Origin of the sequence: Xanthomonas fragariae (genome assembly GCF_900183975.1) — a bacterium.
GTDB lineage: Bacteria > Pseudomonadota > Gammaproteobacteria > Xanthomonadales > Xanthomonadaceae > Xanthomonas > Xanthomonas fragariae.
Genome location: NZ_LT853882.1, coordinates 1 through 22791, shown reverse-complemented (window position 1 = coordinate 22791; position 22791 = coordinate 1). Strand labels below are relative to the sequence as shown.

Annotated in this window: 15 protein-coding genes and 5 pseudogenes; 6 read left to right on the top strand and 14 right to left on the bottom strand. The window is 60.6% G+C overall.

From position 1 onward, the window contains the following. Window positions 1-107: 107 nt before the first annotated feature. Window positions 108-1373: pseudogene (locus PD885_RS00095) on the top strand (IS5 family transposase); the annotation flags it as partial. 156 nt (window positions 1374-1529) lie between these two features. Here PD885_RS00095 and PD885_RS00090 read toward each other — a convergent pair. Continuing rightward, window positions 1530-2623 (bottom strand): annotated as a pseudogene (locus PD885_RS00090) (PA0069 family radical SAM protein). A 136-nt stretch (window positions 2624-2759) separates the two neighbouring features. Between PD885_RS00090 and cls the strand changes: the two are divergent. The 3 genes from cls (at window position 2760) to PD885_RS00075 (ending at window position 5343) form a co-directional block, all read left to right on the top strand. Then, on the top strand, window positions 2760-4220 hold the full coding sequence (gene cls, locus PD885_RS00085; RefSeq protein ID WP_002802287.1) for a cardiolipin synthase: 1461 nt from the start codon (window positions 2760-2762) through the stop codon (window positions 4218-4220). Between the two features lie 74 nt (window positions 4221-4294). Beyond that, a complete protein-coding gene (locus PD885_RS00080; RefSeq protein ID WP_002802288.1) occupies window positions 4295-4564 on the top strand; it encodes a hypothetical protein in 270 nt (89 codons plus the stop codon). An 11-nt stretch (window positions 4565-4575) separates the two neighbouring features. Beyond that, window positions 4576-5343: a pyridoxine 5'-phosphate synthase gene (locus tag PD885_RS00075; protein ID WP_002802292.1), complete on the top strand. Its 768-nt coding sequence runs from the start codon at window positions 4576-4578 to the stop codon at window positions 5341-5343. Window positions 5344-5462: 119 nt separating this feature from the next. Here PD885_RS00075 and PD885_RS00070 read toward each other — a convergent pair. Beyond that, window positions 5463-6814: pseudogene (locus PD885_RS00070) on the bottom strand (IS5 family transposase). Between the two features lie 121 nt (window positions 6815-6935). On the opposite strand from PD885_RS00070, the pseudogene PD885_RS22590 reads away from it, so the two are divergent. Beyond that, window positions 6936-7274, top strand: a pseudogene (locus PD885_RS22590) (hypothetical protein); the annotation flags it as partial. Window positions 7275-7763: 489 nt separating this feature from the next. Continuing rightward, window positions 7764-8387, top strand: coding sequence for a DUF5765 domain-containing protein (locus tag PD885_RS00065; protein WP_002805934.1), 624 nt, complete (start codon window positions 7764-7766; stop codon window positions 8385-8387). 484 nt (window positions 8388-8871) lie between these two features. On the opposite strand, the gene PD885_RS00060 is transcribed toward PD885_RS00065, so the two are convergent. The 12 genes and pseudogenes from PD885_RS00060 to dnaA form a co-directional block, all read right to left on the bottom strand. Further along, window positions 8872-9282, bottom strand: coding sequence for an ExbD/TolR family protein (locus tag PD885_RS00060; protein ID WP_002805932.1), 411 nt, complete (start codon window positions 9280-9282; stop codon window positions 8872-8874). A 3-nt stretch (window positions 9283-9285) separates the two neighbouring features. Beyond that, entirely contained in the window at window positions 9286-9708 is a 423-nt protein-coding gene (locus tag PD885_RS00055) for an ExbD/TolR family protein (protein WP_002805930.1), read from the bottom strand. A gap of 46 nt (window positions 9709-9754) precedes the next feature. Beyond that, complete coding sequence (exbB, locus tag PD885_RS00050; protein ID WP_002805928.1) at window positions 9755-10516, bottom strand: TonB-system energizer ExbB; 762 nt, start codon at window positions 10514-10516, stop codon at window positions 9755-9757. Window positions 10517-10602: 86 nt separating this feature from the next. Continuing rightward, window positions 10603-11274 (bottom strand): energy transducer TonB, encoded by a 672-nt coding sequence (locus PD885_RS00045; RefSeq protein ID WP_002805926.1) that lies wholly within the window; start codon window positions 11272-11274, stop codon window positions 10603-10605. Window positions 11275-11427: 153 nt separating this feature from the next. Beyond that, window positions 11428-12624 carry a tetratricopeptide repeat protein gene (locus PD885_RS00040; protein ID WP_002805925.1) on the bottom strand — a complete coding sequence of 399 codons (1197 nt, stop codon included), beginning with the start codon at window positions 12622-12624 and terminating at the stop codon, window positions 11428-11430. 273 nt (window positions 12625-12897) lie between these two features. Next, the gene (locus tag PD885_RS00035; RefSeq protein ID WP_002805923.1) at window positions 12898-13704 is read right to left on the bottom strand and encodes a M48 family metallopeptidase; all 807 of its coding nucleotides are present in this window, start codon (window positions 13702-13704) and stop codon (window positions 12898-12900) included. A gap of 62 nt (window positions 13705-13766) precedes the next feature. Continuing rightward, window positions 13767-14603 carry a CPBP family intramembrane glutamic endopeptidase gene (locus PD885_RS00030; protein ID WP_002805921.1) on the bottom strand — a complete coding sequence of 279 codons (837 nt, stop codon included), beginning with the start codon at window positions 14601-14603 and terminating at the stop codon, window positions 13767-13769. Between the two features lie 67 nt (window positions 14604-14670). Then, window positions 14671-17115: a DNA topoisomerase (ATP-hydrolyzing) subunit B gene (gyrB, locus tag PD885_RS00025; RefSeq protein WP_002805919.1), complete on the bottom strand. Its 2445-nt coding sequence runs from the start codon at window positions 17113-17115 to the stop codon at window positions 14671-14673. A 114-nt stretch (window positions 17116-17229) separates the two neighbouring features. Next, window positions 17230-18336 carry a DNA replication/repair protein RecF gene (recF, locus tag PD885_RS00020; RefSeq protein ID WP_002805917.1) on the bottom strand — a complete coding sequence of 369 codons (1107 nt, stop codon included), beginning with the start codon at window positions 18334-18336 and terminating at the stop codon, window positions 17230-17232. A gap of 670 nt (window positions 18337-19006) precedes the next feature. Next, window positions 19007-19992: pseudogene (locus PD885_RS00015) on the bottom strand (transposase domain-containing protein). Between the two features lie 93 nt (window positions 19993-20085). Next, window positions 20086-21186 (bottom strand): DNA polymerase III subunit beta, encoded by a 1101-nt coding sequence (gene dnaN, locus PD885_RS00010; RefSeq protein WP_002805913.1) that lies wholly within the window; start codon window positions 21184-21186, stop codon window positions 20086-20088. A 276-nt stretch (window positions 21187-21462) separates the two neighbouring features. Next, window positions 21463-22791 carry a chromosomal replication initiator protein DnaA gene (gene dnaA, locus PD885_RS00005; RefSeq protein ID WP_002805910.1) on the bottom strand — a complete coding sequence of 443 codons (1329 nt, stop codon included), beginning with the start codon at window positions 22789-22791 and terminating at the stop codon, window positions 21463-21465.

The window sequence follows — 22791 nt, the reverse complement described above, 5'->3', positions numbered from 1 at the left end:
GAAAAACCCCAACCACCCAACGACCGCAAGGCCTTGATGTCTGCACCGGCGTGCCAAAACTACCAGTGTTCGCTACGCTGAAGGCTGGTTTCTTGCAATTTCCGCCCATGCGTACACGCCGTCCTGCTGCCGAGACAGACCCGCCGATGAGTTGTTTCGTTCGCGGCTGGAGAACCAGATCGATCTGCGTCATCCGCTGGCGCGGCTGCGCCAACGGATGCCGTGGACGGCGTTGGAGCAAGCACTTTCATCGCGCTTGCCGGCCACCCAGGCCGGTGGCGGTCGGCCGGCATTGCCGGTGCGGCTGATTGCCGGTTTGCTCTACCTCAAACACGCCTACGACCTGTCCGATGAAGCGGTGTGCGAGCGCTGGCTGGAGAATCCGTACTGGCAGTTCTTCAGATGCCAGCTCGCTGACGCGCTGGCGGCAGCGCCTGGGTGAGGCCGGGATGGAAGAGCTGTTGGCGCACACCATCAACGCCGCGCATGCGATGCAGGCGGTGGACGCACGCGAGTTGTCGCGGGTGATCGTGGACACCACGGTGCAGGAAAAGGCGATCGCCTATCCGACCGACAGCCGTTTGCTGGAGGTGGCACGCAAGAAGCTGGTGTTACTGGCCAAGCGGCACAGCATCGGATTGCGGCAGAGCTACGCGCGGCAAGGCCCGGCCCTGAGCCGCAAGGCAGGTCGGTATGCGCATGCGCGCCAGTTCAAGCGCATGCGGCGCGTCCTGCGACGTCAACGCACAGTGCTGGAACGGCTCATGCGCGACATCCAACGCAAACTCGATCAGGTAAACACCGGCGTGCGCGAGCGCATCGTTGTCTGGCTGGAACGTGCGCAACGGCTGTACACGCAGCGTCCGAAGGACAAACAAAAACTGTACGCATTGCATGCCCCGGAAGTGGAATGCATCGGCAAGGGCAAGGCGCGTCAAGCGTACGAATTCGGCGTCAAGGTCGGCATTGCGGTCACCGCCTGCAAGGGATTGGTCGTGGGTGCGCGCAGCTTCCCGGGCAACCCGTACGACGGCGATACCTTGGCCGAGCAGCTGGAGCAGACACGCGGGTTGCTGCAGGATGTGAGCGTAGAACCGACGGTGGCGATCGTGGACCTGGGCGATCGCGGGCGCGAGGTCGATGGCGTGCAGGTCCTGCATCGCGGCAAGGCCAAGACGCTGACGCGACGGCAATGGCGCTGGATCAAGCGACGGCAGGCGGTGGAGCCGGTGATCGGACATCTGAAAGACGACTGCAGGTTGCGTCGCTGCAGGCTGAAAGGTGCCCAAGGCGATGCGCTGCACGTGCTCGGCTGCGCCGCCGGCTACAACCTGCGCTGGCTGCTGCGCTGGATCGCGTTTTTGCGTGCCTGGGCGGGCGATGGGATGGTCATCCTTGAGCGCCGTGCCGCTGTCACCGACGGCACTTGGCGCTTGAAGGGGATTTTTCAGGGACGACGAATAAGACAGGGATTAGTAACAGCAACAGCAAGCCCGCTCTTGCGAATGCGCACTCCCGATTCTCGTCCGCTAAAACAACTGCCCCTGCGGCGATTCCGGCACCGGCTTGACAGGCGGAGCTGGACGCCTGAATTTCCCGGTGTCCAACGCCGGCATCGCGCGCGCGTCGAAGCCGGCGCGGCGGTGGGCGAGAGCAAAGCGTCTCGCCATTAGGTCCGCATACACGCCTTGTCCGCGCATGCGGGCGCCGAAGGCGCTGTCGTAATCCTTGCCGCCGCGGAGCTGCTGGATCGTGCTCATCACATGCTCGGCGCGCTGCGGGTGATGGGTTTGCAACCATCGCGAAACAACGGCGCCACCTCGTGCGGTAGCCGCAGCAGCACGTAGCCGGCACTGTGCGCACCGGCACCAGCGGCGGCCTGCAGGATCGCTTCCAGTTCGTGGTCGTTGATCCACGGAATCACCGGCGCGGCCATCACCCCGACCGGCACGCCGGCCTCGTGCAGCGCACGCATCGCACTCAGGCGTGCATGCGGTGCGGACGCGCGCGGCTCGAGTTTGGCCGATACGTGCGGGTCCAAGGTGGTCACCCAAAAATGCACATTGACCAGTCCTTCGCGTGCCAACGGGGTGAGCAGATCTAGATGGCGCGTCACCAGCGCGTTCTTGGTGATCAGCGTGAACGGATGCCGCGTCTCTCACAGCACCTCGATCAACTGCCGCGTCAGCGCGTGTTTGCGCTCGATTGGCTGATACGCATCAGTATTGATGCCCAACGCAATCGGGCTGGGCACATACCCCGGCCGCGACAACTCCCGCCGCAGCAGTTCCGGCGCATTTGTTTTGGCGAACAACCTGGTTTCGAAATCCAAGCCCGGCGACAGATTGAGATACGCGTGCGAGGGCCGTGCAAAACAGTAGCTACAGCCATGCTCGCAGCCGCGATACGGATTGACCGACTGCGAGAACCCGATGTCCGGCGATTGATTGCGGCTGATAATGCTGCGCGCGGTTTCCTCGGTGACCTGGGTGCGCAATGCGGGCGAGGCGAACGCCTCGCTGTCGTCGGCATACTAGCCATCGTCCACCGCCTCTTGGGTGGTGACCTCGAACCGTCCGGGCAGATGGCCGGTCGCACCACGGCCCTTGATCGCATTTGCCATCTCGTCATCGTACGACTGGCAGGTCTCATGCGCCGCGACTGCACGTTCAACACGATGAAGCTTTCAGACCGATGCGGCGCAGCCGCGTTGGCCACACAGTCATCGTAGCAGCGAGCGCGGCCCGTAGAATCGGCGCATGCTCGCACGTATACAAAGCGCGTGGGACTGGCTGGCCACCATTCCCCACCTCGAAGCGCTTCTCCTGGCCGCCTACGTGCTGTACCTGCTGTGGATCGTCGGCTGGATAGTGCTGCAAAAGCGCGAGCCGGTGGCCACGCTGAGCTGGGTGCTGTCGCTGGCTGCGCTGCCGTATCTGGGGCTGCTGATCTATTACTGGCTAGGCCCGCAGAAGGTGAAACGCCAGCGCTTGCGGCGCGGCCGTTCGCGCTCGGGCATGGAGAGCTATAGCAGCGTCTGCCCGCCGGACGCCAACTGCACAGAGTTGGCCAAGGTCGCCCAGTCCACCACCGGCCTGGCGCCGAGCAGCGCCACCGAAGTGCACTGGCTGGTCGACGGCGCAACGACCTATGCCGCCATCATCGAAGCGATCCGCAGCGCACGCGACCACATCCATCTGGAGTACTACATTTTCCAGCCGGACCGCAGCGGCACTGCGATCTGCGACGCGCTGATGGAGCGCGCCCGCGCCGGGGTCAAGGTGCGCTTGCTGATGGATGCGGTGGGCTCGTCGGCGATGACCCGGCGCGCGTTGCGCATGCTGGGCGAGGCCGGCGTGGAAACCGCCTGGTTCCATCCGTCCCAGTTACTCAAGCCGTTCAAGCGGCCCTGGTTGAACCTGCGCACCCACCGCAAGGTGATCGTCATCGATGGCCGGATCGCCTTCACCGGCGGCATCAACGTGACCGACGACGAAAACGAACACGTGCGCGCCGATGCGTACCGCGATCTGCACGTGCGTCTGCAAGGTCACGTGGTGCACAGCCTGCAGCTGGTGTTTCTGGAAGACTGGCTCTACGCCACCCGACAGAGCCGCGACGCGTTCCACGGCCAGAAGCTGTGGCCGGAAGACGTACCGACGCGCGCGCAAGGCACGGTCGATGCGCAGGTGCTGGTATCCGGGCCGGATTCGTCTTGGGAAGCGATCCACCGCCTGATGGTCGCCGCCATCCACGAGGCCAAGCATCGCATCTGGCTGGTCACGCCGTACTTCGTCCCCGGCGAGGCTGCCCGCATGGCGCTGACCTCCGCCGCGCTGGGCGGCCTGGACGTGCGCCTGCTGGTACCGCGCGTCAGCGACTCGCGCCTGGTGACGTACGCGGCGCGCTCGTATTTCGACGAATTGCTCGAAGCCGGCGTGCGCATCTACGAGTACGGCCCGCGCATGTTGCACACGAAGGCGCTGCTCGCCGACGACGAGGTCTGCATCGTCGGCAGCGCCAATTTCGACAGCCGCAGCTTCCGTCTCAACTTCGAGTTATCGATGCTGTTCCGCAACCAGGCGGTGGCCGCCGAACTGGCCGGGCTGATCGGCACCGACCTGCAGCGCGCGCAGGAAGTGCGCTTTGCGCGCCATCGGCCACTGTGGCGCTCGCGGCTTCCCGAAGCCTTCGCACGGCTGCTGTCGCCGCTGCTCTGACGCGGGCCTCTCTTACCACGTGGAACCGTGCCTAGCACGGCGCTACACTGCCGCCACTCAACGGGGAGTTCGTCATGCACTGGCTGTTTCTGCTTATGGCACTTGGTGCGCTGGTGCTGGCCTTCAGCACACCGCACGTGTGGTTGCTGGTGGTCTCGCTGCTGGTGGCATTGCTACTCCTGCTGCTGTGGACGCGCGGTTGGTTCGCCTCGCGCATGGGCGACACCCAGCGCGACGCCAGCAGCATGATCGACCCGGCAGAACTGCGCCACCTGCGCGAACTGGCGGAGGCACGCAAGTCTGCTACCGTTGCCCCCACGCACAGCGGCGAGCCGCAGGCCTGAGAAACGACATCGTGACGACCCGGCTCAGCGTCAACGTCAACAAGATCGCTGCGCTGCGTAATTCGCGCGGCGGACACGTTCCGGATGTGGTGCACGCCGCGCGCACCTGCATCGCCGCTGGCGCGCACGGCATCACCGTGCATCCACGCCCGGACCAGCGGCATATTCGCGCCGACGACGTGCTGGCGCTGAGTGTGCTGACGCGCGCGCACTCAGTCGAATTCAATATCGAGGGCAACCCGTTCGCCCCGCCGCGCGATGGCTATCCGGGACTGTTGGAACTGTGTCGCGCCACACGTCCGGAACAGGTCACGCTGGTGCCCGATGAGGATGGGCAACTCACCTCGGATCACGGCTTCGATTTTGCGCAGAACACCGCGCCGCTCGGCGAGTTGATCGGTGCGTTCAAGACACTTGGCAGCCGCGTCAGCCTGTTCGTCGACGCCGGCAATCCCGACGTCGCTCGGGCAGCTGCACTTGGTGCAGACCGCGTCGAGTTATACACCGGCCCGTATGCGCAGGCACATGCGAGCGGAAAGCCGGATGCCGCATTCCGGTTGTTTGCCGATGCTGCCCGAGGCGCCAGTGATGCAAGCCTGGGCATCAATGCAGGGCATGATTTGTCGCAGACCAACCTGGGCGATTTTCTGGCCGCTGTCCCAGGCGTATTGGAAGTGTCGATCGGCCATGCGTTGACCAGCGAGGCGTTGTATCAAGGACTTGATGCGACGGTGCGTGCGTATCTGCAGATACTGCGAAGCGCGTCAATTAAGGTTTGAGACATTTAGTCGCATAAGGCAAGGAGATGCCTCGAGTATCACCGTCGACATGGCCGTCAGAGTTTTTCTGCCCCGATGCACTATTTACTGCCTTATTAGTCGTCCCTGAAAAATCCCCTTCAAGCGCCAGGTGCCGTCGGTGACAGCGGCACGGCGCTCAAGGATGACCATCCCATCGCCCGCATCCAGGCACGCAAAAACGCGATCCAGCGCAGCAGCCAGCGCAGGTTGTAGCCGGCCGCGCAGCCGAGCACGTGCAGCGCATCGCCTTGGGCACCTTTCAGCCTGCAGCGACGCAACCGGCAGTCGTCTTTCAGATGTCCGATCACCGGCTCCACCGCCTGCCGTCGCTTGATCCAGCGCCATTGCCGTCGCGTCAGCGTCTTGGCCTTGCCGCGATGCAGGACCTGCACGCCATCGACTTCGCGCCCGCGATCGCCACCGTCGGTTCTACGCTCACATCCTGCAGCAACCCGCGTGTCTGCTCCAGCTGCTCGGCCAAGGTATCGCCGTCGTACGGGTTGCCCGGGAAGCTGCGCGCACCCACGACCAATCCCTTGCAGGCGGTGACCGCAATGCCGACCTTGACGCCGAATTCGTACGCTTGACGCGCCTTGCCCTTGCCGATGCATTCCACTTCCGGGGCATGCAATGCGTACAGTTTTTGTTTGTCCTTCGGACGCTGCGTGTACAGCCGTTGCGCACGTTCCAGCCAGACAGCGATGCGCTCGCGCACGCCGGTGTTTACCTGATCGAGTTTGCGTTGGATGTCGCGCACGAGCCGTTCCAGCACTGTGCGTTGACGTCGCAAGATGCGCCGCATCCGCTTGAACTGGCGCGCATGCGCATACCGACCTGCCTTGCGGCTCAGGGCCGGGCCTTGCCGCGCGTAGCTCTGCCGCAATCCGATGCCGTGCCGCTTGGCCAGTAACACCAGCTTCTTGCGTGCCACCTCCAGCAAACGGCTGTCGGTCGGATAGGCGATCGCCTTTTCCTGCACCGTGGTGTCCACGATCACCCGCGACAACTCGCGTGCGTCCACCGCCTGCATCGCATGCGCGGCGTTGATGGTGTGCGCCAGCAGCTCTTCCATCCCGGCCTCACCCAGGCGCTGCCGCCAGCGCGTCAGCGAGCTGGCATCGCTCGGCAAGCGCGTCTGGAACACGACCTCACCGGTGAAGAACTGCCAGTACGGATTCTCCAGCCAGCGCTCGCACACCGCTTCATCGGACAGGTCGTAGGCGTGTTTGAGGTAGAGCAAACCGGCAATCAGCCGCACCGGCAATGCCGGCCGACCGCCACCGGCCTGGGTGGCCGGCAAGCGCGATGAAAGTGCTTGCTCCAACGCCGTCCACGGCATCTGTTGGCTCAGCCGCGCCAGCGGATGACGCAGATCGATCTGGTTCTCCAGCCGCGAACGAAACAACTCGTCGGCGGGTCTGTCTTCGGCAGCAGGACGGCGTGTACGCATGGGCGGAAATTGCCAGAAACCAGCCTTCAGCGTAGCGAACACCGGTAGTTCTGGCACGCCGGTGCAGACATCAAGGCCTTGCGGTCGTTGGGTGGTTGGGGTTTTTCAGGTGCGACTATTTATTGTGGGTGCGCGCAGTTTTCCAGACAACCCGTACCCGATGCAACTGGAGTAAATGCATGGGCTACAAGATGTGAGCGTTGAACAACGACCTGGGCTATCGTAGGTGCGAGATCGATGGTGCAGGTCCTGCATCGCGGCAAGCCAAAACTTTAACGCGACGGCAGTGGAGCTGGATCAAAAGACGACAATAGGTCGAACCGGTGATCGAACATCTGAAGAAGACTGCAGGCTGAAAGGCGTCACGGCAATGTGCTGCACATACTCAGCTGTGCGGCGGGCTGAAAACGCGTTTGAGATTACCTGGATCGCATTTTTGCACAAATGGATCCGGGCAATGACAAGGCCATCCCTGAGCCAATTGCGGCTGTCAGCCGAGGCGCCTGCTGCCCAAGGAGGGATTTTCAGGGCCGACTTAGAGCGGCTAACAAAGCTACTGCGTTGCCGCCAGGCGGGAGCGGCCAGTTCTCGAAATCGGCATTAACCACCCTTAAATTTCGGTTAATGTGCGCCGGCCGTACTTACCTCGCCACTGCCCGCCACGCTATGTTAGCGGCTCTAAGCAATGTGTACGGCTCGACCACTGCCGCGAATCAGCAACGATAACTTTAGAAGGCTCGCTTTTGGCGTGATAGCTTCCGAAAATGAAACTTAAATCCTTCCCACTTCACATACTCTGAAGGTTACCTTCTAACTACCTACATTCATTATGTGCTGGAATGGACAAGCTTCCACGGCGGTAGCTGCTTGCGGCTTCTTAGGATGCGCATACTCGGCCTACAAAAAAGAACCGTTCGAATTGTGGGGATGCCTTGCATTCTTTTCGCTTATGGAAATCCTACAGGCTTTCACCTACACCGTAATCAACTCCTGCAGCAACCCGATGAACCAAGTTGCCACGTTACTCGGTTTCCTTCATATCGCAATACAGCCTTTCTTCATAAATGCGATATCACTTTATTTCATCCCAGAAGCGGCGAAAAATAAGGTGAAGAATTATGCGTATTTCGCTTGCTTCATCTGTCTCATCCTGATGATCCTCAAAATCTACCCCTTCGAATGGGCAAGTCACGTACCCAAAGGAACGGCTCTCTGCTCTGATCGCCTTTGTTCGGTCAGTGGAAACTGGCATATAGCCTGGGAGCTACCCGTCAACGACATTCTCAGCGTCACCATCTTTGGCTTCAAGGTCGTCTGGGCACCCTATATCTTTGCCGCCTTCATCGTTCCGCTAGCCTATGGTTCGTGGAGGTTTACGATTTTCCATCTTTTGTTGGGGCCAATTCTGGCCAGACTGACCACGAACAATCCGAATGAATTCCCGGCCGTTTGGTGCTTGCTTTCGATCGGATTTCTTTTGCTAGTGATCAAGACGCCCGTACGCAGCTGGCTTTTCGTTAAGACTGTTTGGTGGAGAAGAGTGTCGACATCTCAAGAACAGGGGTCTGTTTAAACGCGGCGAGAGGAGTACGGGTTCTCGCTCTAAGGCACCTTTAATACTCGACCAAGGCGCTCGCAAGTCTTTGATGCGCATAGCGCGCGATTTATGGGAGTCGAAGTTTTTAGAGGTGCCCTTGTTTTCTTCGCGGCTAGGAAACCAGATGGGCGTGCTCCATCCATCGCGCATCGCGCGGCTGTGACTGCTGGCGATTTGTACTTGAGAGCAATGTTTCAGGGACGACAAACTAAACCATTGTGCTTGACGTCCAATGTCACACCGCTCCAAACCTGCTGACAACCTGCGTGCGAATCGGCGCGCAGGTATCTCGACGTATCGCCACCAAAAAAACTCAACGCAGGCGATGTAGCAAGTGCTGATTCTGCCCACCTAATACCAGTGTCTGACAACGGCCATGTTCGATCGAGCATAAAAAACGCCACCGTTTCCGGTGGCGTTGCAGTCGTTTCATGACTGTGTACTACGATCTTGCGATGTCTTACTGCATGAAGCCGATTTTTTTCATCTGTGAGTTTTTCGCCGCGGCGAGGACCTTGGCCATCACCTCATACTCCGCATCTTCATTGGCGTCGATGCGCAGTTCCGGCTGATTGGTCGGATCGGCCTGAACCACTTCTTCCATCTTCTGTTGCAACTGCGCAACCGGAGTGGGGCTATTGTTCCAGAACACCTGGTTGCTGGCGTCTATACGCAACTCGATCGGCGGCGGCGGTTCGGTCGTCTGCGGTGGCGGATTGAGCACCCGCTGCGGCAGATCCACGGCAATCGGGTACGTCATGATCGGCGCGGTCACGATGAAGATGATCAGCAGCACCAACATCACGTCCACGAGGGGCGTGACGTTAATGTCGGCCATTGGGCCTCGGTTTCCACTGGTACTGAATGCCATGGCTTACTGCCCCTTCTCTTTGGTTGCAACGAAGCCGACGTCCAGCATGCCCTGACCCTGCGCGATCTTGGTGATCTCGTTGATCGTACGCATCTTGGTCGTGCGGTCGCCGCGCAAATTGAGCGGCGGTTGCGGAGTCTGCTGTGCTGCGGTGGACAGGCGCGATTCCAAGGCTTCCTTGGAAATCGGCTCGTCGTTCCAGTACAGCGACCCGTCTTCCTTGACGGCCAGAGTGATCGGTGCGGCGCGTTTTTCCGCATCTTCCTTCTGGATCAAGTTGGCCTGTGGCAGCTCCACCTTGACCTTATGGGACATCAGCGGCGCCGTAATGATGAATATGATCAGCAGCACCAACATAACGTCCACGAGGGGCGTCACATTGATGTCGGCCATCGGGCCGCCGCTGTTTCCACTACTGAAGGCCATAACGGGCTCCGTCTAAATCGTTGCGAAGGCGTTCTTTAAGACCGGATTAGCGGACGCGCGAACCGGTGGCGAAGAAGTCGTGTAGGTCATGGGCAAAGGTGTCGAACTTGGCGATCACCGAGCTGTTGACCTTGGAGAAGAAGTTGAACGCGAACACCGCCGGGATAGCGACGAACAGGCCGATCGCGGTCATGATCAGCGCTTCGCCCACCGGGCCGGCAACGGCGTCGATGGAGGCCGAACCAGTTGCACCGATCTTGATCAGCGCGCCATAGATGCCCCAGACAGTACCCAGCAGACCGACGAACGGTGCGGTCGCACCGACGGTGGCGAGCAGGGTCATGCCGGACTGCAGCTTGGTGCTTTCGCGGGTCACGGCCTGACGCAGGGCGCGATCGACAAACTCCGAGCGGCTCAGGCTCTCGCCCAGACCGCCGGTGCTGCCTTCGGCGCGCTGGTGGTGAGCAGCAGCCTGGGCTGCGTCCAGCGCGATCTTCGAGAACGGCTCGGAAGCCGACTGCGCTTCCATAGCGCGGATGGCGTCCTGTGCATTCGGGGCATCCCAGAACGCGGTGGTGACGCGGTCAGCCGCACTCTTCAGACGGGTGGCGCGGAAAATGTTGATGACCGTCCAGTACCAGGAAGAAGCAGACATGGCGATCAGTGTGATCAGAACGACCCAGGACACGGCGAAATCGCCTGGGTTGGAGGTCATCTCGGTGATCAAGTGCTCAAAGCCCATCTGCGACAGAGCGGCCGACGGATTGGAGCCCCCTGCAGCGGCGGCGATAAAGAATTCCTGCAGCATGACGCTTACCTTTAGTTGTGTGTGGTGATGAAGGGTGGAGCGAAAGGAAGACAGGATCCTGGGCCGGCCGTAGCCGGCCCGTGGGATCAGTTCAGGGCAAAGTTGACCGGGACACGAACACGTCCGGCGGATTTCTGCCCGTTAACAGTCGAGGCGTTGAATTTCCACTTGCGTGCTGCATCCATCGCGGCACGGTCAAGGTCGCGGTTGCGGCTGGACTTTTCGACCGACACATTGGTCACGTTGCCGCTGGCATCCACATCCACGATCAAGACGACCTCACCTTGTATACCGGCACGGAATGCAGCCGGTGGGTACTTCGGCGGGTTCATGTTCTTGGACGAGATATCGACACTGGCGCCGATGTCACTTGGCGGCTGCGGCTGAGACGGCGGGCTCGGCGGCGTGACGATATCGCTAGGACGCGGTTCGGGAACGTCAACCACCGGAGCTTCTGGCGGCGGCGGAACCGGTGAGGGCTTCGGCGGCGACAGATTCCTGACCGGCGGCGGAGGCTTGTCTTCCGGCGGCGGCGGCGGCGGGGGGGGAGGAGGAGGAGGCGGTGCATCCACCAAAGTAACTGTGGTGGTGCGCTCCTTCTCTGCCGGAGCCTTTGGCGCCACTGCAGGGATCAGCAACATCATCAATGCAGTGAGGTGCAAGGCAATTACGAAAGCAATGCCGATAATGCGGGCCCAGCTCAGACCCTGGTTCCCGGCATCATAGTCATGCCTGTGGATAACGAGTTGTTCCGTCATGCGCCAATGGCTCTTTCAGTAGGGGCCCGGATCACTGTAATGATCCCCAGGTTTTCGGACGGCTTTGACGCCGCAGGAACTCCCAAGCTTATACCAATCCCGAGTCCTGTCACCACTAAAAAACACAGGGACTTCGGGGGTTTATTTTCTTTTTTACTTCAAGTTAATGATCTTCTTTGCGTCATCAGGTTTTTTGACTCCCTTGGCGATCGCCTGCTGTGCGGCCTGCCTGGCCTCCGGGATGCGACCTTCCGAATGCAGCACCTTGGCCAGATTCAAATAGGTCTCACCGTCCTTGGAAAGCGGTGCGGCTTTTTGCCAGTTCTCGATCGCCTTCGGCACATCCTCGCTGTAGTAGTAGGACTGCGCCAAAGCGAGGTATGTCTGATAATCAGGCTTGAGGATGCCTTTTTGCATACCTTCATTGATAACAGCGATGACGTCCTTTTCTTTTTTCTCGGTGTTGGCGTAGATGGAATACAGCTGCTTGTATTCCTTTTCTTCGGTCAACTGCCCGGCGGCACGCAGCTTGTCCATCACCGCGGCGGCCTTGTCCATCTGATCGGCCTGCATATACATACTGGCGAGGTTGAGCTGTGCCTTCTTGTCGCCCGGGCTTTTGACGGCGAGCGCCTCGGCAGCGGCGACGGCTTCACCGGTCTGACCGGCTTCGGCGTAGGACGACATCAGCAACTGGTTCCAGGTGTCCTTCGGCTCGGGCGAAGCGGCGATGGCCTGCTTCAACACCGGAATCGCTTCCTTGTAGCGCTCGGCCTGATACAGCGCTTGGCCCTTGAGAATCAGATCTTCCGGACGCTGCGACTTGCTCTCATCCAGATATTTGTCCAACATGACCAAACCCTCAGCATGCTGGTTATCCTGCAACTGCAACTGGGCCAGCATCAGCATCGACTGGAACTGGCCGTTGTTATCCAGCGCATTCAGGCCGATCGCCTGCTGCAAGTACTTCTTGGCAGCGGCGACGTCGTCCAGATTGTAGGCCGCTTGCGCAGCGAGCTGGGCGGCGAGCGCCTTGTCGGCCTCGTTGGCAGCACTGTTGGCCAGGATCTCATCGGCCTGGGTGCGCACGCCTGGATAGTCTTCGCCCTTGTTGAAGATTTCGATCAGCTTCTGCAGCTTACTGCTCAGCTTGGACGAGGGCTTGATGGTCGGTGCCGCGCGCGTGGACTGCGGGTATAGGTCTGCGGCCTTACCGCTGCTCTTGGACTTGCGGCTGGCACGCTCGGACGAATGGTCCGACTGCGCGACCGCGTCAGCAACCACAGCCCCGCCCAGGGACGCAGCGATGAACAGGGACAACAGGGCTTGCTTGCGGTTGAGCAGTTTCATGTTTTACCTCGGACGAGCCGCCGTCGGGCGGTACGAAAAGCGGAATAGACGCTGTACGAAAATCTTAGCCGGCAAACTTAGCAGAAAGTCTCACTTCCCGAAAACGGTTTCCATGCGGTATTGCGACGATTGGTACGTGAGAGGAAGTCTTAGAGCAGCTAACAACAGATGGGGTGGTTGATGCGCTCGGGACCGAAGTGTACTTGGCTACGGGTCGATTCAGGGCATCACCAGCGCCTGGGTGATGGCAGGCATAACGTTTTGTTAGCCGCTCTAGCCACAACGCGGCTCACGGCCGTCTTGTAGCGCCTGCTGGTAGACCGGTTCGAGCTGATTGACGTCGGCCTGCAGTTCGCGAATCCGGTTAGCGGGGGCGGGGTGGGTGGACAGCCACTGCGGCTGACGGTTGCCGCTGGCAGACATCATGTTCTGCCAGAACGTCACTGCCTGGGCAGGATCGAAGCCTGCCTGGGCGATCAGACGCTGACCGACCACATCGGCCTCGCTCTCTTGCGTGCGCGAGCCGGGTAGCAAAAACACTGTCTGCGCGGTCATACCGCCGACCTGATTGACCGCGCTAGCGGCGCCATCTCCATAGGCCGTACCGGCAAGCGCGCCGATGATGTCCAGGCCGGTCTGTGCGCCGAGCTGACGGGTGATGCGTTCTTCATGGTGTCGCGAGATCACATGCCCGATCTCGTGCCCAAGCACGGCGGCCAACTGATCCTGGGTCTTGGCAACGGTGAAAATGCCGGTGTTCACGCCCATCTTGCCGCCGGGCAGAGCGAATGCATTGGCTTCGTCATCCACGAACAGCGCCGTTTCCCAGCGGGTTTGGCGCCATTGCGGCTGCAACTGAGCAACCAGCGCGTTGACCACGCACTGCACATAGGCATTTTGCCTGCCGTCGGTACTGACTTTTTCCTTGGCCTTGGTCTGCGCAAACGACTGCGCGCCGAGCTGGTCGAGCTGTTGTTGCGACACGCCTCCCGCCACCTGTCGGCGGCCGGTTGGCGAAGTGGTGGTGGCACATGCCGTCAACGCAAGGACAGCAACAACGATCAACAGCCTAGCTTTCATTCGATCCCCCTAGAACCCTAGGGGCATTCTGGCAGGCTCGGCTTAACTTTTCGTCAAGCGGCTCAGCCGAGCCCAAAAAAGTAAAGCGCCGCCAAGGCGGTGGCGTTGTTGATGCCGTGTGCGGCGATGGGTGCCCACAGTGTGCCGGTGCGCCAATACAGCCACGCAAACGCCGCGCCCATGCTGCCGTAGACCAACCATAGTTGCGCGATGGCGGCCGGGCCGTTTCCGCTGATGCCAGGTACTTCGTGCACCAGGGCAAAGATCGCGCTGCTCAGCGCAATGCCCAGCCATGGGCGACCGGCGCTGAGTAGGCGTCCGAACAACACGCGTCGGAACAGCAGTTCTTCGTAAGCTGGGGCGATCACCACCGCAAACAACACCAATGCCACCGGCCATTGTTTGATGGCTTCTTCCATCAATGGCAGATTGGTCGGCGCCGGCTTGATGCCCAGCGCCGAAGCGGTGGCGCCGACCAGATTGCTGAGCAGAAACACAGCCGCAGCGATCAGGCCGGTGCAGCCCCAGGTGGATGCGCGCCTTATGGCGGCCCGCGAGGCGGCATGTTCGACGGGTGTCGCGCGGCGACGCCAGTAGTACAGCAGCACCGCCGGTGTGGCCGTGCTAACCAACGCGCTGAGCAATTGCACCGCCACGCCGGGCTGGCCGATGGCGGCCATGATCTCGGGCGAGGAGAGCGTCAAACCCTGCGCTTTGGCCGCTTGCACGTGGCTGAAGCCGCGCACCCCGCCCCACAGCGCAAAACCGGCCACGCTGAGCGTCAGCAGCAGGCCGGTGGCGATTAGTACGTCGATGCTGAAGCCGACAAGCACGGGCAGCAGCGGGAGCTTGCCGGAAGCGGTATGCGGTGCCGGAAGCGGTGGGAAATCTGTGCTCATCATCGTCCTGCGTACACTTCGCCCGCCAGCGCATCGCCTTAGCGACGCACCGACGGGCGAGAGCGGCTCAGATATCCAGGTTGGACACCTTCAGCGCGTTGTCCTCGATGAATTCGCGGCGTGGTTCGACCACATCGCCCATCAACGTGCTGAAGATCTGGTCGGCGGCTACGGCGTCCTCGATGCGCACCTGCAACAGGCGACGCGTGTCCGGGTTGACCGTAGTTTCCCACAGCTGCTCGGCGTTCATTTCGCCCAGGCCCTTGAAGCGCTGCACCTGGCGCCCCTTCTTGGCTTCTTCCAGCAGCCAGGCATGTGCCTGCGCAAAACTGGTGATCGGGTGGGTCTTGTTGCCACGCACGATCTGCGCACCTTCACGGACCAGGTCATGCAAGGCCAGCGAGACGTCGCGCAACGGACGTAGCTCGCCGCTTTCGAACACGCCCATTGGCAACACTTGAGTGAATTCTTCGCCCATGTGCCTGCGGATGGCGATCAGCGTCGCTGCGGTATTCTCCGTGGCCGGGTCGAAGCGCAGCTGGTAGCGCGCGGTGCCAAGGGTGCCGCGGTTGAGTACCGCCTGCAGCGCATCCAGGGTCGGATGCTGGTCGCCTTCGGCCTGCAGCTTCTCCACATCCAGCGGCGGCAGGTCGATCAAGGCGGTCAACAGGGCGGGGTCGTAGCGGTGCGCGTTGCGTGCGATCGCCTCGTTGGCGCTGGTGAAAAGCATTAGCAGCTTTTCCAGTGCTTCGCCGGTGATCGGCGGCTCGCCAGTGGCGGGGATGAGCGCCGCACCTTCGACTGCGTTGCTGGCCAGATAGGCATTGAGTGCCGCGTCATCCTTCAGATACAGCTCGCTCTTGCCCTGCTTGAGCTTGTACAGCGGCGGCAGGCCGATGTAGATGTAGCCGCGCTCGATCAGCTCTGGCATCTGACGATAGAAGAACGTCAGCAGCAGGGTGCGGATGTGCGAGCCGTCGACGTCTGCGTCGGTCATCAGGATGATGCGGTGGTAGCGCAGCTTGTCAGGGTTGTACTCGTCGCGGCCGATGCCTGTGCCGAGCGCGGTGATCAGCGTACCGACCTGGTCGGAGGCGAGCATGCGGTCGAAACGCGCGCGTTCGACGTTAAGGATCTTGCCACGCAGTGGCAGCACCGCCTGATTTTTGCGGTTACGGCCCTGCTTGGCCGAGCCACCTGCCGAGTCACCCTCGACGATAAACAGTTCCGACAACGCCGGGTCTTTTTCTTGGCAGTCGGCCAGTTTGCCAGGCAGGCCGGCGATATCAAGCGCGCCCTTGCGGCGGGTCAGATCGCGCGCCTTGCGGGCGGCTTCGCGCGCACGCGCGGCATCGACGATCTTGCCAGTGATGGCTTTGGCTTCGTTCGGGTTCTCCTGCAGGAACTCCTGCAGGCGCGCACCGAAGGCGTTTTCCACCGCCGGACGCACGTCCGAGCTGACAAGCTTTTCCTTGGTCTGAGAGGAAAAGCTGGGGTCGGGCACCTTCACCGAAAGCACCGCAATCATGCCCTCGCGCATGTCGTCGCCGGTGAGGGCGACCTTGGCCTGCTTGGCGATGCCGTTCTGTTCGATGTAGTTGCTGAGCACGCGCGTCAGCGCCGCGCGGAAGCCGGCCAAGTGGGTGCCGCCGTCCTTCTGCGGGATGTTGTTGGTGAAGCAGTACATAGTTTCCTGGTAGGCGTCGGTCCATTGCAGGGCGACATCCACCACGATGCCATTGTGCTCACCGGTCACCGAGATCACATTCGGATGCAGCGGCGACTTCAGTTGCGCCAGATGCTCGACGAAACTACGGATGCCGCCTTCGTAGTGGAAATCATCGCGACGGCCTTCGCCGCGCTCGTCGATCAGCGCGATCTTGACGCCCGAATTGAGGAAAGACAGCTCGCGCAGGCGGCGCGCCAGGATCTCGTAGTGGAACTCGACATCGCTGAAGATGGCCACGGCCGGCTTGAAGCGTAGCGTGGTGCCGCGCTTGGTCGAGGCTTCCAACTGCTTGAGCGGGTACTGCGGCTCGCCCAGCGCGTATTCCTGCTGGTAATGGAAACCGTCGCGCCAGATGTCCAGCCACAGGTGCTCGGACAGCGCATTGACCACCGACACGCCCACGCCGTGCAGCCCGCCGGACACCTTGTAGCTGTTGTCGTCAAACTTGCCGCCGGCGTGCAGCACGGTAAGGATCACCTCCGCCGCCGAGACGCCCTCTTCCTTATGGATATCGACCGGTACGCCGCGCCCGTTGTCGGACACCGCCACTGAGCCATCGACCAAGATTTTCACAACGATGTCGTCGGCGTGGCCGGCCAGGGCTTCATCGACTGAGTTGTCGACCACCTCGAACACCATGTGATGCAGGCCGGTACCGTCATGGACGTCGCCGATGTACATGCCGGGGCGCTTGCGGACCGCTTCCAGGCCACGCAGCACGGTGATCTTGCTGGAGTCGTAGGTGCCGTTGGGTGTTGCGGGGGTGTTTCGTTCGTCGGTCATGCGCGTGCCGTTGGCTCCACAACACGGGCGCAAACGGCAGGAGCCGCTTTGCACCGTGGGAAAAGGGGGATAGCGGACAAATTATACCAGTCGGCCAGCAGTGGCCGTGCCGGCTCAGTCGGAAGAGGTGTGGATAATCACTTGGCCGTGTTCCACGTGGAACCGGTGCAGCAATGCGCCTGCATCTGCAAGCCCTGGCGGAATTTCGGTGGCAGTAATCAACACTTGCGCTGGCGCAGAGGCGAGCCGCTGCAGCACGCGCGCTTGGTGGTGCCTATCCAACTCCGAGCCCAGATCATCCAGCGCGATCACAGGCCATTCGCCGCGTTCATATGCGAAGTCTTCAGCTTGCGCGAGCAAGCAGGCTAGGGCGGTTAGCTTGGCTTGGCCTCGCGATAGTGCGTCCTTGCCGGGCAAGACATCAAAAACGGGAACCCAATCGGCGCGGTGCGGGCCTTGCGAAGTATAGCCATTTTGGCAATCGCGCTCCCGCGCCAAAAACAGTGCGTCGGCGAGCGAGACTTCGTGGTGTTTCCAGCCTGGTGCGAAGCTCAGTACCGACAAATTGAGCGAGGGAGCGATGGCGTTTGCCATCGGAATCAGCCGGTCTTGCAGGCGCTCTAGGTAACGAAGGCGTCGGGAGGTCAGTGTTTCGCCGGATTCAGCAAGCTCATGATCCCAGGCGTCCAGCATGCGCGGCTGCGCGCCCTGCTTCAGCAAGACGTTGCGTTGCTTGAGTGCCCGCGCGTAACGCCGCCACAGCGCAAGAAAGTCGGGTTCCACGTGGAACAAACCCCAATCAAGGAAGCGTCTACGCGGTTCACCACCACCGCTGATCAGCACATGACTGCCGGGTTCGAAAGTCACTACCGCCAATGCCGCGCAGAGTGCGCCTAGTTGCGTAACATCCTCACCATCGAGGCGACCGGTCCATTCACGACCGCTGTGGCGCAGGCCGGCTCGACGCGACCGTTGCCCAGCTTCCCCGCTCCGCTCGCGCCACTCCACGAACACTTCCAGATCGCTTGCGCCTTGCTGGATCAACCCATCGCGCACCCTCCCTCGGAAGCTACGCCCGTACGCCATCACATGCAGCGCTTCAAGCACGCTGGTCTTGCCTGCGCCATTGTCTCCGGTTAGCAGGTTCAAGGAACTGGCGGGGCAAAGCTCGACGGTCTCGAAACGCCGAAGTCGATGGATGGACAACCGCACTACGTGCATCGATCGGTCTGCTCTGAGCTGTAATCCGGCTTATCGGCCGGAGCGGAGAATACGCGATCGGCATGAATCCTGCGCAAGCGTACGGGAAGACGCACCAGGATAGGTTGGGGGTAACTTGTGGATAATTTCAAGTCTCGCAGATGCGTTTTCGCTTATCCACAGGTTGTCGGGCCGAAAACAGGGTAATAAACACAGGGTTTCAAGGCTAAAAAACATTTAAAAACAACAAGTTAACATAGTTTTCCGCGAAATCTGGCCCTACCACCATCACCAAGCTCTTAAGTTATTTCTAGATTTAAAAGCACAATTAGCTGTGCATAAGTCAAAAAAGATTTCCCAAAGCGTTAGTCCAGGACGTCGACACCTTCGGGACACGCGGTGCCGCTGAGACTGCCTTTGGCCATCATTTAGTAAATGAATTCAGGACTGAAAGAGAATCCGCCTGTAGTGCAGCTGCGGCTACAGCCACTCAATGCAAGAACCAGGCAGACCTTTTCTCAAAATGTGCGGTAATTTGTTTCTTGTGCTACTAACAACATTGCCAACCCGGGGCTCACAGCGTTGCACATTCGACCCACGACTTAGCGCTGCTTTCCCCAAGTCACATACCGCAAGGCGGCTGCAAATCTCATAGCCAACATGAAAAACCCCCGCAATTCGGTAATGCTGTTCACTTAAGCGGAGCAGCCTTTGGATCTACCGGATAGCGGGTCTTCGAGATCTTCACCGTCCTTGGCCGCGTAGGCCTCGGCCGGTGATAGAGGAACAGGCTCGCGATGCCTGAGCGAAGCTGGGATAGGCGTCTTCCTGTGGCGGAAGCCGGATTGGCTGCGGCCATCACGATGAGTTGCACTGCGATGTACTGGCAGACCGGTTTGAATCGGATGTCCGAAGGCGTTCTGCCAAACGCCACAGCTGCCTGGCTGGCTTCACGCCGAATGCTGTTAAGCCAGCAGCAACCCCCAGACTTGCTGGTACACCAAGTCGATCTTTTTGCTACGCAACGTTGTCGCGTTGTGCTGCATCGAGCTTTTGATGTCGCGCAAACCCAGTTCGATTTCCTATCGCTCCTGGTAAAGCGTTGCGACAGACTTGGCGCTGTAAGTGGTGGCAGGCAACAAGGTCAGTACCGCCTTTCTCTTCCCCTGATGCAGATAGCTCACTTCACGCACGTCCCAGTGCGTGGGAAGCGCTGGATTGGGTTTTCTGGCCTGTGGCGAGACACGCATGCGCAGTAATCGATCATCAGTGCCATAACGCATGATTTGCTCAGCCACCAAGCCCTTGCGTGCTGGTGTCAGCCAGTGGCGTGCAGTGGCGAGCGACAGCAACAAATCAGCGCTCCAGAACCCTTTGTCGAACGCCGCTGCGCGCCAACAGATCTTCTGAGGCCAGCGATTGTGCGCAGATGTTCAAACGACGTGCGACCTCGTGCACCGGTTCGTCACGGAACAACGCTATGCCCAGGACAAGCCACAACACCTGATCACTGGGAAGGCGCCGACGTCGGATACTGGCCTGAGAAGACAGTTCCAGCGCGCTGGCTACCCACTCCACCGGAATATCATGCGTAAAGGTGCTCAGGTCACAGAAGTTGAACAGGTCGCCAAGGTCGAACAGCTGCTGGTGAAGGGACACAAAAAAATCCGATACCAGAGGTCTGGTATCGGATTTTCGGTGACTCAATTGCTTAAGTGAACAGCATTGAGGCATTCGCCGGTGTTTTTGTGTTCCACGTGGAACTGAATGTCACAGGCGTAGCGGCATCACCACATGGCGCGACTTTTCGCTACTCGCTTCGCGCACCAGCGCAGAGGAGTTCGCATCGCGAAGCTGGATCACTACGTGCTCATCGCGCAGTGCAGACAATGCGTCGAGCAAGTAATTGACGTTGAAGCCAATCGCCAGGTCGTCAACTTTGGTGTCCGCCTCGATTTCTTCCTGCGCTTCTTCTTGCTCGGGATTATGGGCGCTGATCTTCAACTGACCGGGCGAAATTTCCACGCGCACACCACGGTACTTTTCGTTTGACAGAATCGCGGCACGCTGCAGTGAAGAACGCAGCGCTTCGCGGTCGACCTTGACCTCATGGTCAGCGCCAATCGGAATTACCGTTTCGTAATCGGGGAAGCGGCCATCGATCAGTTTGGAGGTGAAGGTCACATCGCCACGCTTAACGCGGATATGGCTGCGGCCGACTTCCAGCTCGACGTCGCGGTCTGTACCCTCCAACAGCCGCTGCAACTCTGTCACACCCTTGCGCGGCACGATGATCTGGCGCTTGGCGCCGCCGGCTTTCTCCAGATCCATCTCACACAACGCCAGACGGTGGCCATCAGTGGCAACACAGCGCAACAAGCCGTCGCGCAGGTCGAACAGTAGGCCGTTGAGGTAGTAGCGTACGTCCTGCTGCGCCATCGCAAACGCAGTGCGCTCGATCAGTTCCTTCAAACCAGCTTCCGGCACTACCACACGTTCGGTCGCTTCGACTTCGTCCACTGAAGGGAAATCTGTCGCAGGTAGCGTCGCCAGGGTGAAGCGGCTGCGTCCAGCCTGCACAGTGACCTTGTCACCGGTCTGCAAGATGGTGACGCGGCTTCCGTCGGGAAGGGCCCGCACAATGTCGAACAACTTGCGAGCCGGAATCGTAGTTTCGCCGTCCTGCGCATCTTCCACCATCGTGCGCGAGATCATTTCTACTTCCAGGTCCGTGCCGGTCAACGAGACCTCTCCGTCCTTGACGTGTACCAGCAAGTTGGCCAAAACAGGCAGAGTTTGACGGCGTTCGACCACATTGACCACCTGTGCCAATGGTTTGAGGAAGGCTTCGCGCTGCAGTGTAAAACGCATGTGGTTCCGTGCCCCTATGCTTTAAAAGATATGGAATAAATAAAAAGCTTGGTGGTGATGGTAGGGCCGTTTTTTGCGGATAACCACCGTAACTATCTGTTCCCAAAGGTATTTCAACGCTTGAAAGCCGTTGGACTAGTCTGCCTGGTCTGGTGGGAAAACCTGTGGATAGTTTTCAAGCCGGACCACTGCGCAACGTTATCCACAGATTCTCCCGCATTTGACCCCAACGTTTCCACGCTTTTCTCCAAGCGGGCGCAGTTGGGCGTCAATTGCTTACTCGCTGAGCTTGCGAATCAGCTTTTCCCAATCTTCCCGAAGCTTGCCGTCGGCTTCCATCAACGTGCGTATCTGCCTGCAGGCATGCAGCACGGTGGTGTGGTCGCGGCCGGCAAAGGCATCGCCTATCTCCGGCAGGCTGTGCTCGGTCAGCTCCTTGGTCAGCGCCATCGCCACCTGGCGCGGGCGCGCCAGCGAGCGCGTGCGCCGCTTGGAGAGCAAATCCTTCATCTGCAGCCCGTAGTAGTCCGCCACGGTCTTCTGGATGTTGGGGATGCCGATCGCCTGTTGCTGGGCGCGCAGCAAGTCGCGCAGCGTCTCCTGGGCGAATTCCACGGTGATCGAGCGGCCGGTGAAGTTGGCGCGCGCCACCAGTGTGTTGAGCGCGCCTTCCAGGTCGCGCACATTGGAACGCATTTTTTTGGCGATCAAAAACGCCACGTCGTCCGGAATCTCTGCGCCGCGTTCGCGGGCCTTGGCCAGCACGATAGCGGCACGGGTCTCGAAATCCGGCGGATCGATCGCCACCGACAGGCCCCAGGCCAGGCGCGACTTCAGTCGCGGCTCCAGGCCTTCGACTTCGCGCGGATAGCGGTCGCAGGTCAGGATGATCTGCTGGCGGCCATCGAACAGCGCGTTGAAGGTGTGGAAGAACTCTTCCTGCGTGCGGTCCTTGCCGGCGAAGAACTGGATGTCGTCGATCAGCAACGCATCGATCTGCTGGAACTGGCGCTTGAACTGGTCCATCGCCTTGTCCTGCAGCGCCCGGATCATGGCGCTGAAGAACTGTTCCGAGCGCAGATACATCACCTTGGAGGCCGGATTGGCCCGGCGTAGCGCGTTCCCGGCGGCAAACATCAGGTGGGTCTTGCCCAGGCCAGTGCTGCCGTACAGCAGTAGCGGGTTATGCGCGCGGTCGCCGGGTTTCTGCGCAGCCTGGATCGCGGCGGCCAGACCGAGCTGGTTACTGCGCCCTTCCACGAAGTTGGCGAAGGTGTAGTGCGAATCCAGATTGCCGGCGAACGGCACGATTGGCACGGCAACCGGCGCACAGGGCGCGGTCATCGGTGCGGGTAACGGATCGGGCGCACGTGGGCGCGAGCCGACCGCCAGCGCCACGTCGCCATTGCCGGCGAAGTACGTCAGCAATTCGCGGATGCGCGCCAGGTAGCGTTCACGGACCTGGTCGACGATGAAGGCGTTCGGGGCGTACAGCACGATGCTGTCGCCGCGGTCTTCGGCTTGCAGGGGTTTCAACCAAGTGTGGACATCTTCGGGCGGAAATTCAGCTTCGAGACGTTCCAGACAGCGGGGCCAAGCATCCAT

Bases quoted from the DNA above. Each gene is read 5' to 3' on its own strand.
- cls (WP_002802287.1), top strand. From the start codon at position 2,760: ATGCTCGCACGTATACAAAGCGCGTGGGACTGGCTGGCCACCATTCCC.
- PD885_RS00080 (WP_002802288.1), top strand. From the start codon at position 4,295: ATGCACTGGCTGTTTCTGCTTATGGCACTTGGTGCGCTGGTGCTGGCC.
- PD885_RS00065 (WP_002805934.1), top strand. From the start codon at position 7,764: ATGGAAATCCTACAGGCTTTCACCTACACCGTAATCAACTCCTGCAGC.
- PD885_RS00060 (WP_002805932.1), bottom strand. From the start codon at position 9,282: ATGGCATTCAGTACCAGTGGAAACCGAGGCCCAATGGCCGACATTAAC.
- PD885_RS00055 (WP_002805930.1), bottom strand. From the start codon at position 9,708: ATGGCCTTCAGTAGTGGAAACAGCGGCGGCCCGATGGCCGACATCAAT.
- exbB (WP_002805928.1), bottom strand. From the start codon at position 10,516: ATGCTGCAGGAATTCTTTATCGCCGCCGCTGCAGGGGGCTCCAATCCG.
- PD885_RS00045 (WP_002805926.1), bottom strand. From the start codon at position 11,274: ATGACGGAACAACTCGTTATCCACAGGCATGACTATGATGCCGGGAAC.
- PD885_RS00040 (WP_002805925.1), bottom strand. From the start codon at position 12,624: ATGAAACTGCTCAACCGCAAGCAAGCCCTGTTGTCCCTGTTCATCGCT.
- PD885_RS00035 (WP_002805923.1), bottom strand. From the start codon at position 13,704: ATGAAAGCTAGGCTGTTGATCGTTGTTGCTGTCCTTGCGTTGACGGCA.
- PD885_RS00030 (WP_002805921.1), bottom strand. From the start codon at position 14,603: ATGAGCACAGATTTCCCACCGCTTCCGGCACCGCATACCGCTTCCGGC.
- gyrB (WP_002805919.1), bottom strand. From the start codon at position 17,115: ATGACCGACGAACGAAACACCCCCGCAACACCCAACGGCACCTACGAC.
- recF (WP_002805917.1), bottom strand. From the start codon at position 18,336: ATGCACGTAGTGCGGTTGTCCATCCATCGACTTCGGCGTTTCGAGACC.
- dnaN (WP_002805913.1), bottom strand. From the start codon at position 21,186: ATGCGTTTTACACTGCAGCGCGAAGCCTTCCTCAAACCATTGGCACAG.
- dnaA (WP_002805910.1), bottom strand. From the start codon at position 22,791: ATGGATGCTTGGCCCCGCTGTCTGGAACGTCTCGAAGCTGAATTTCCG.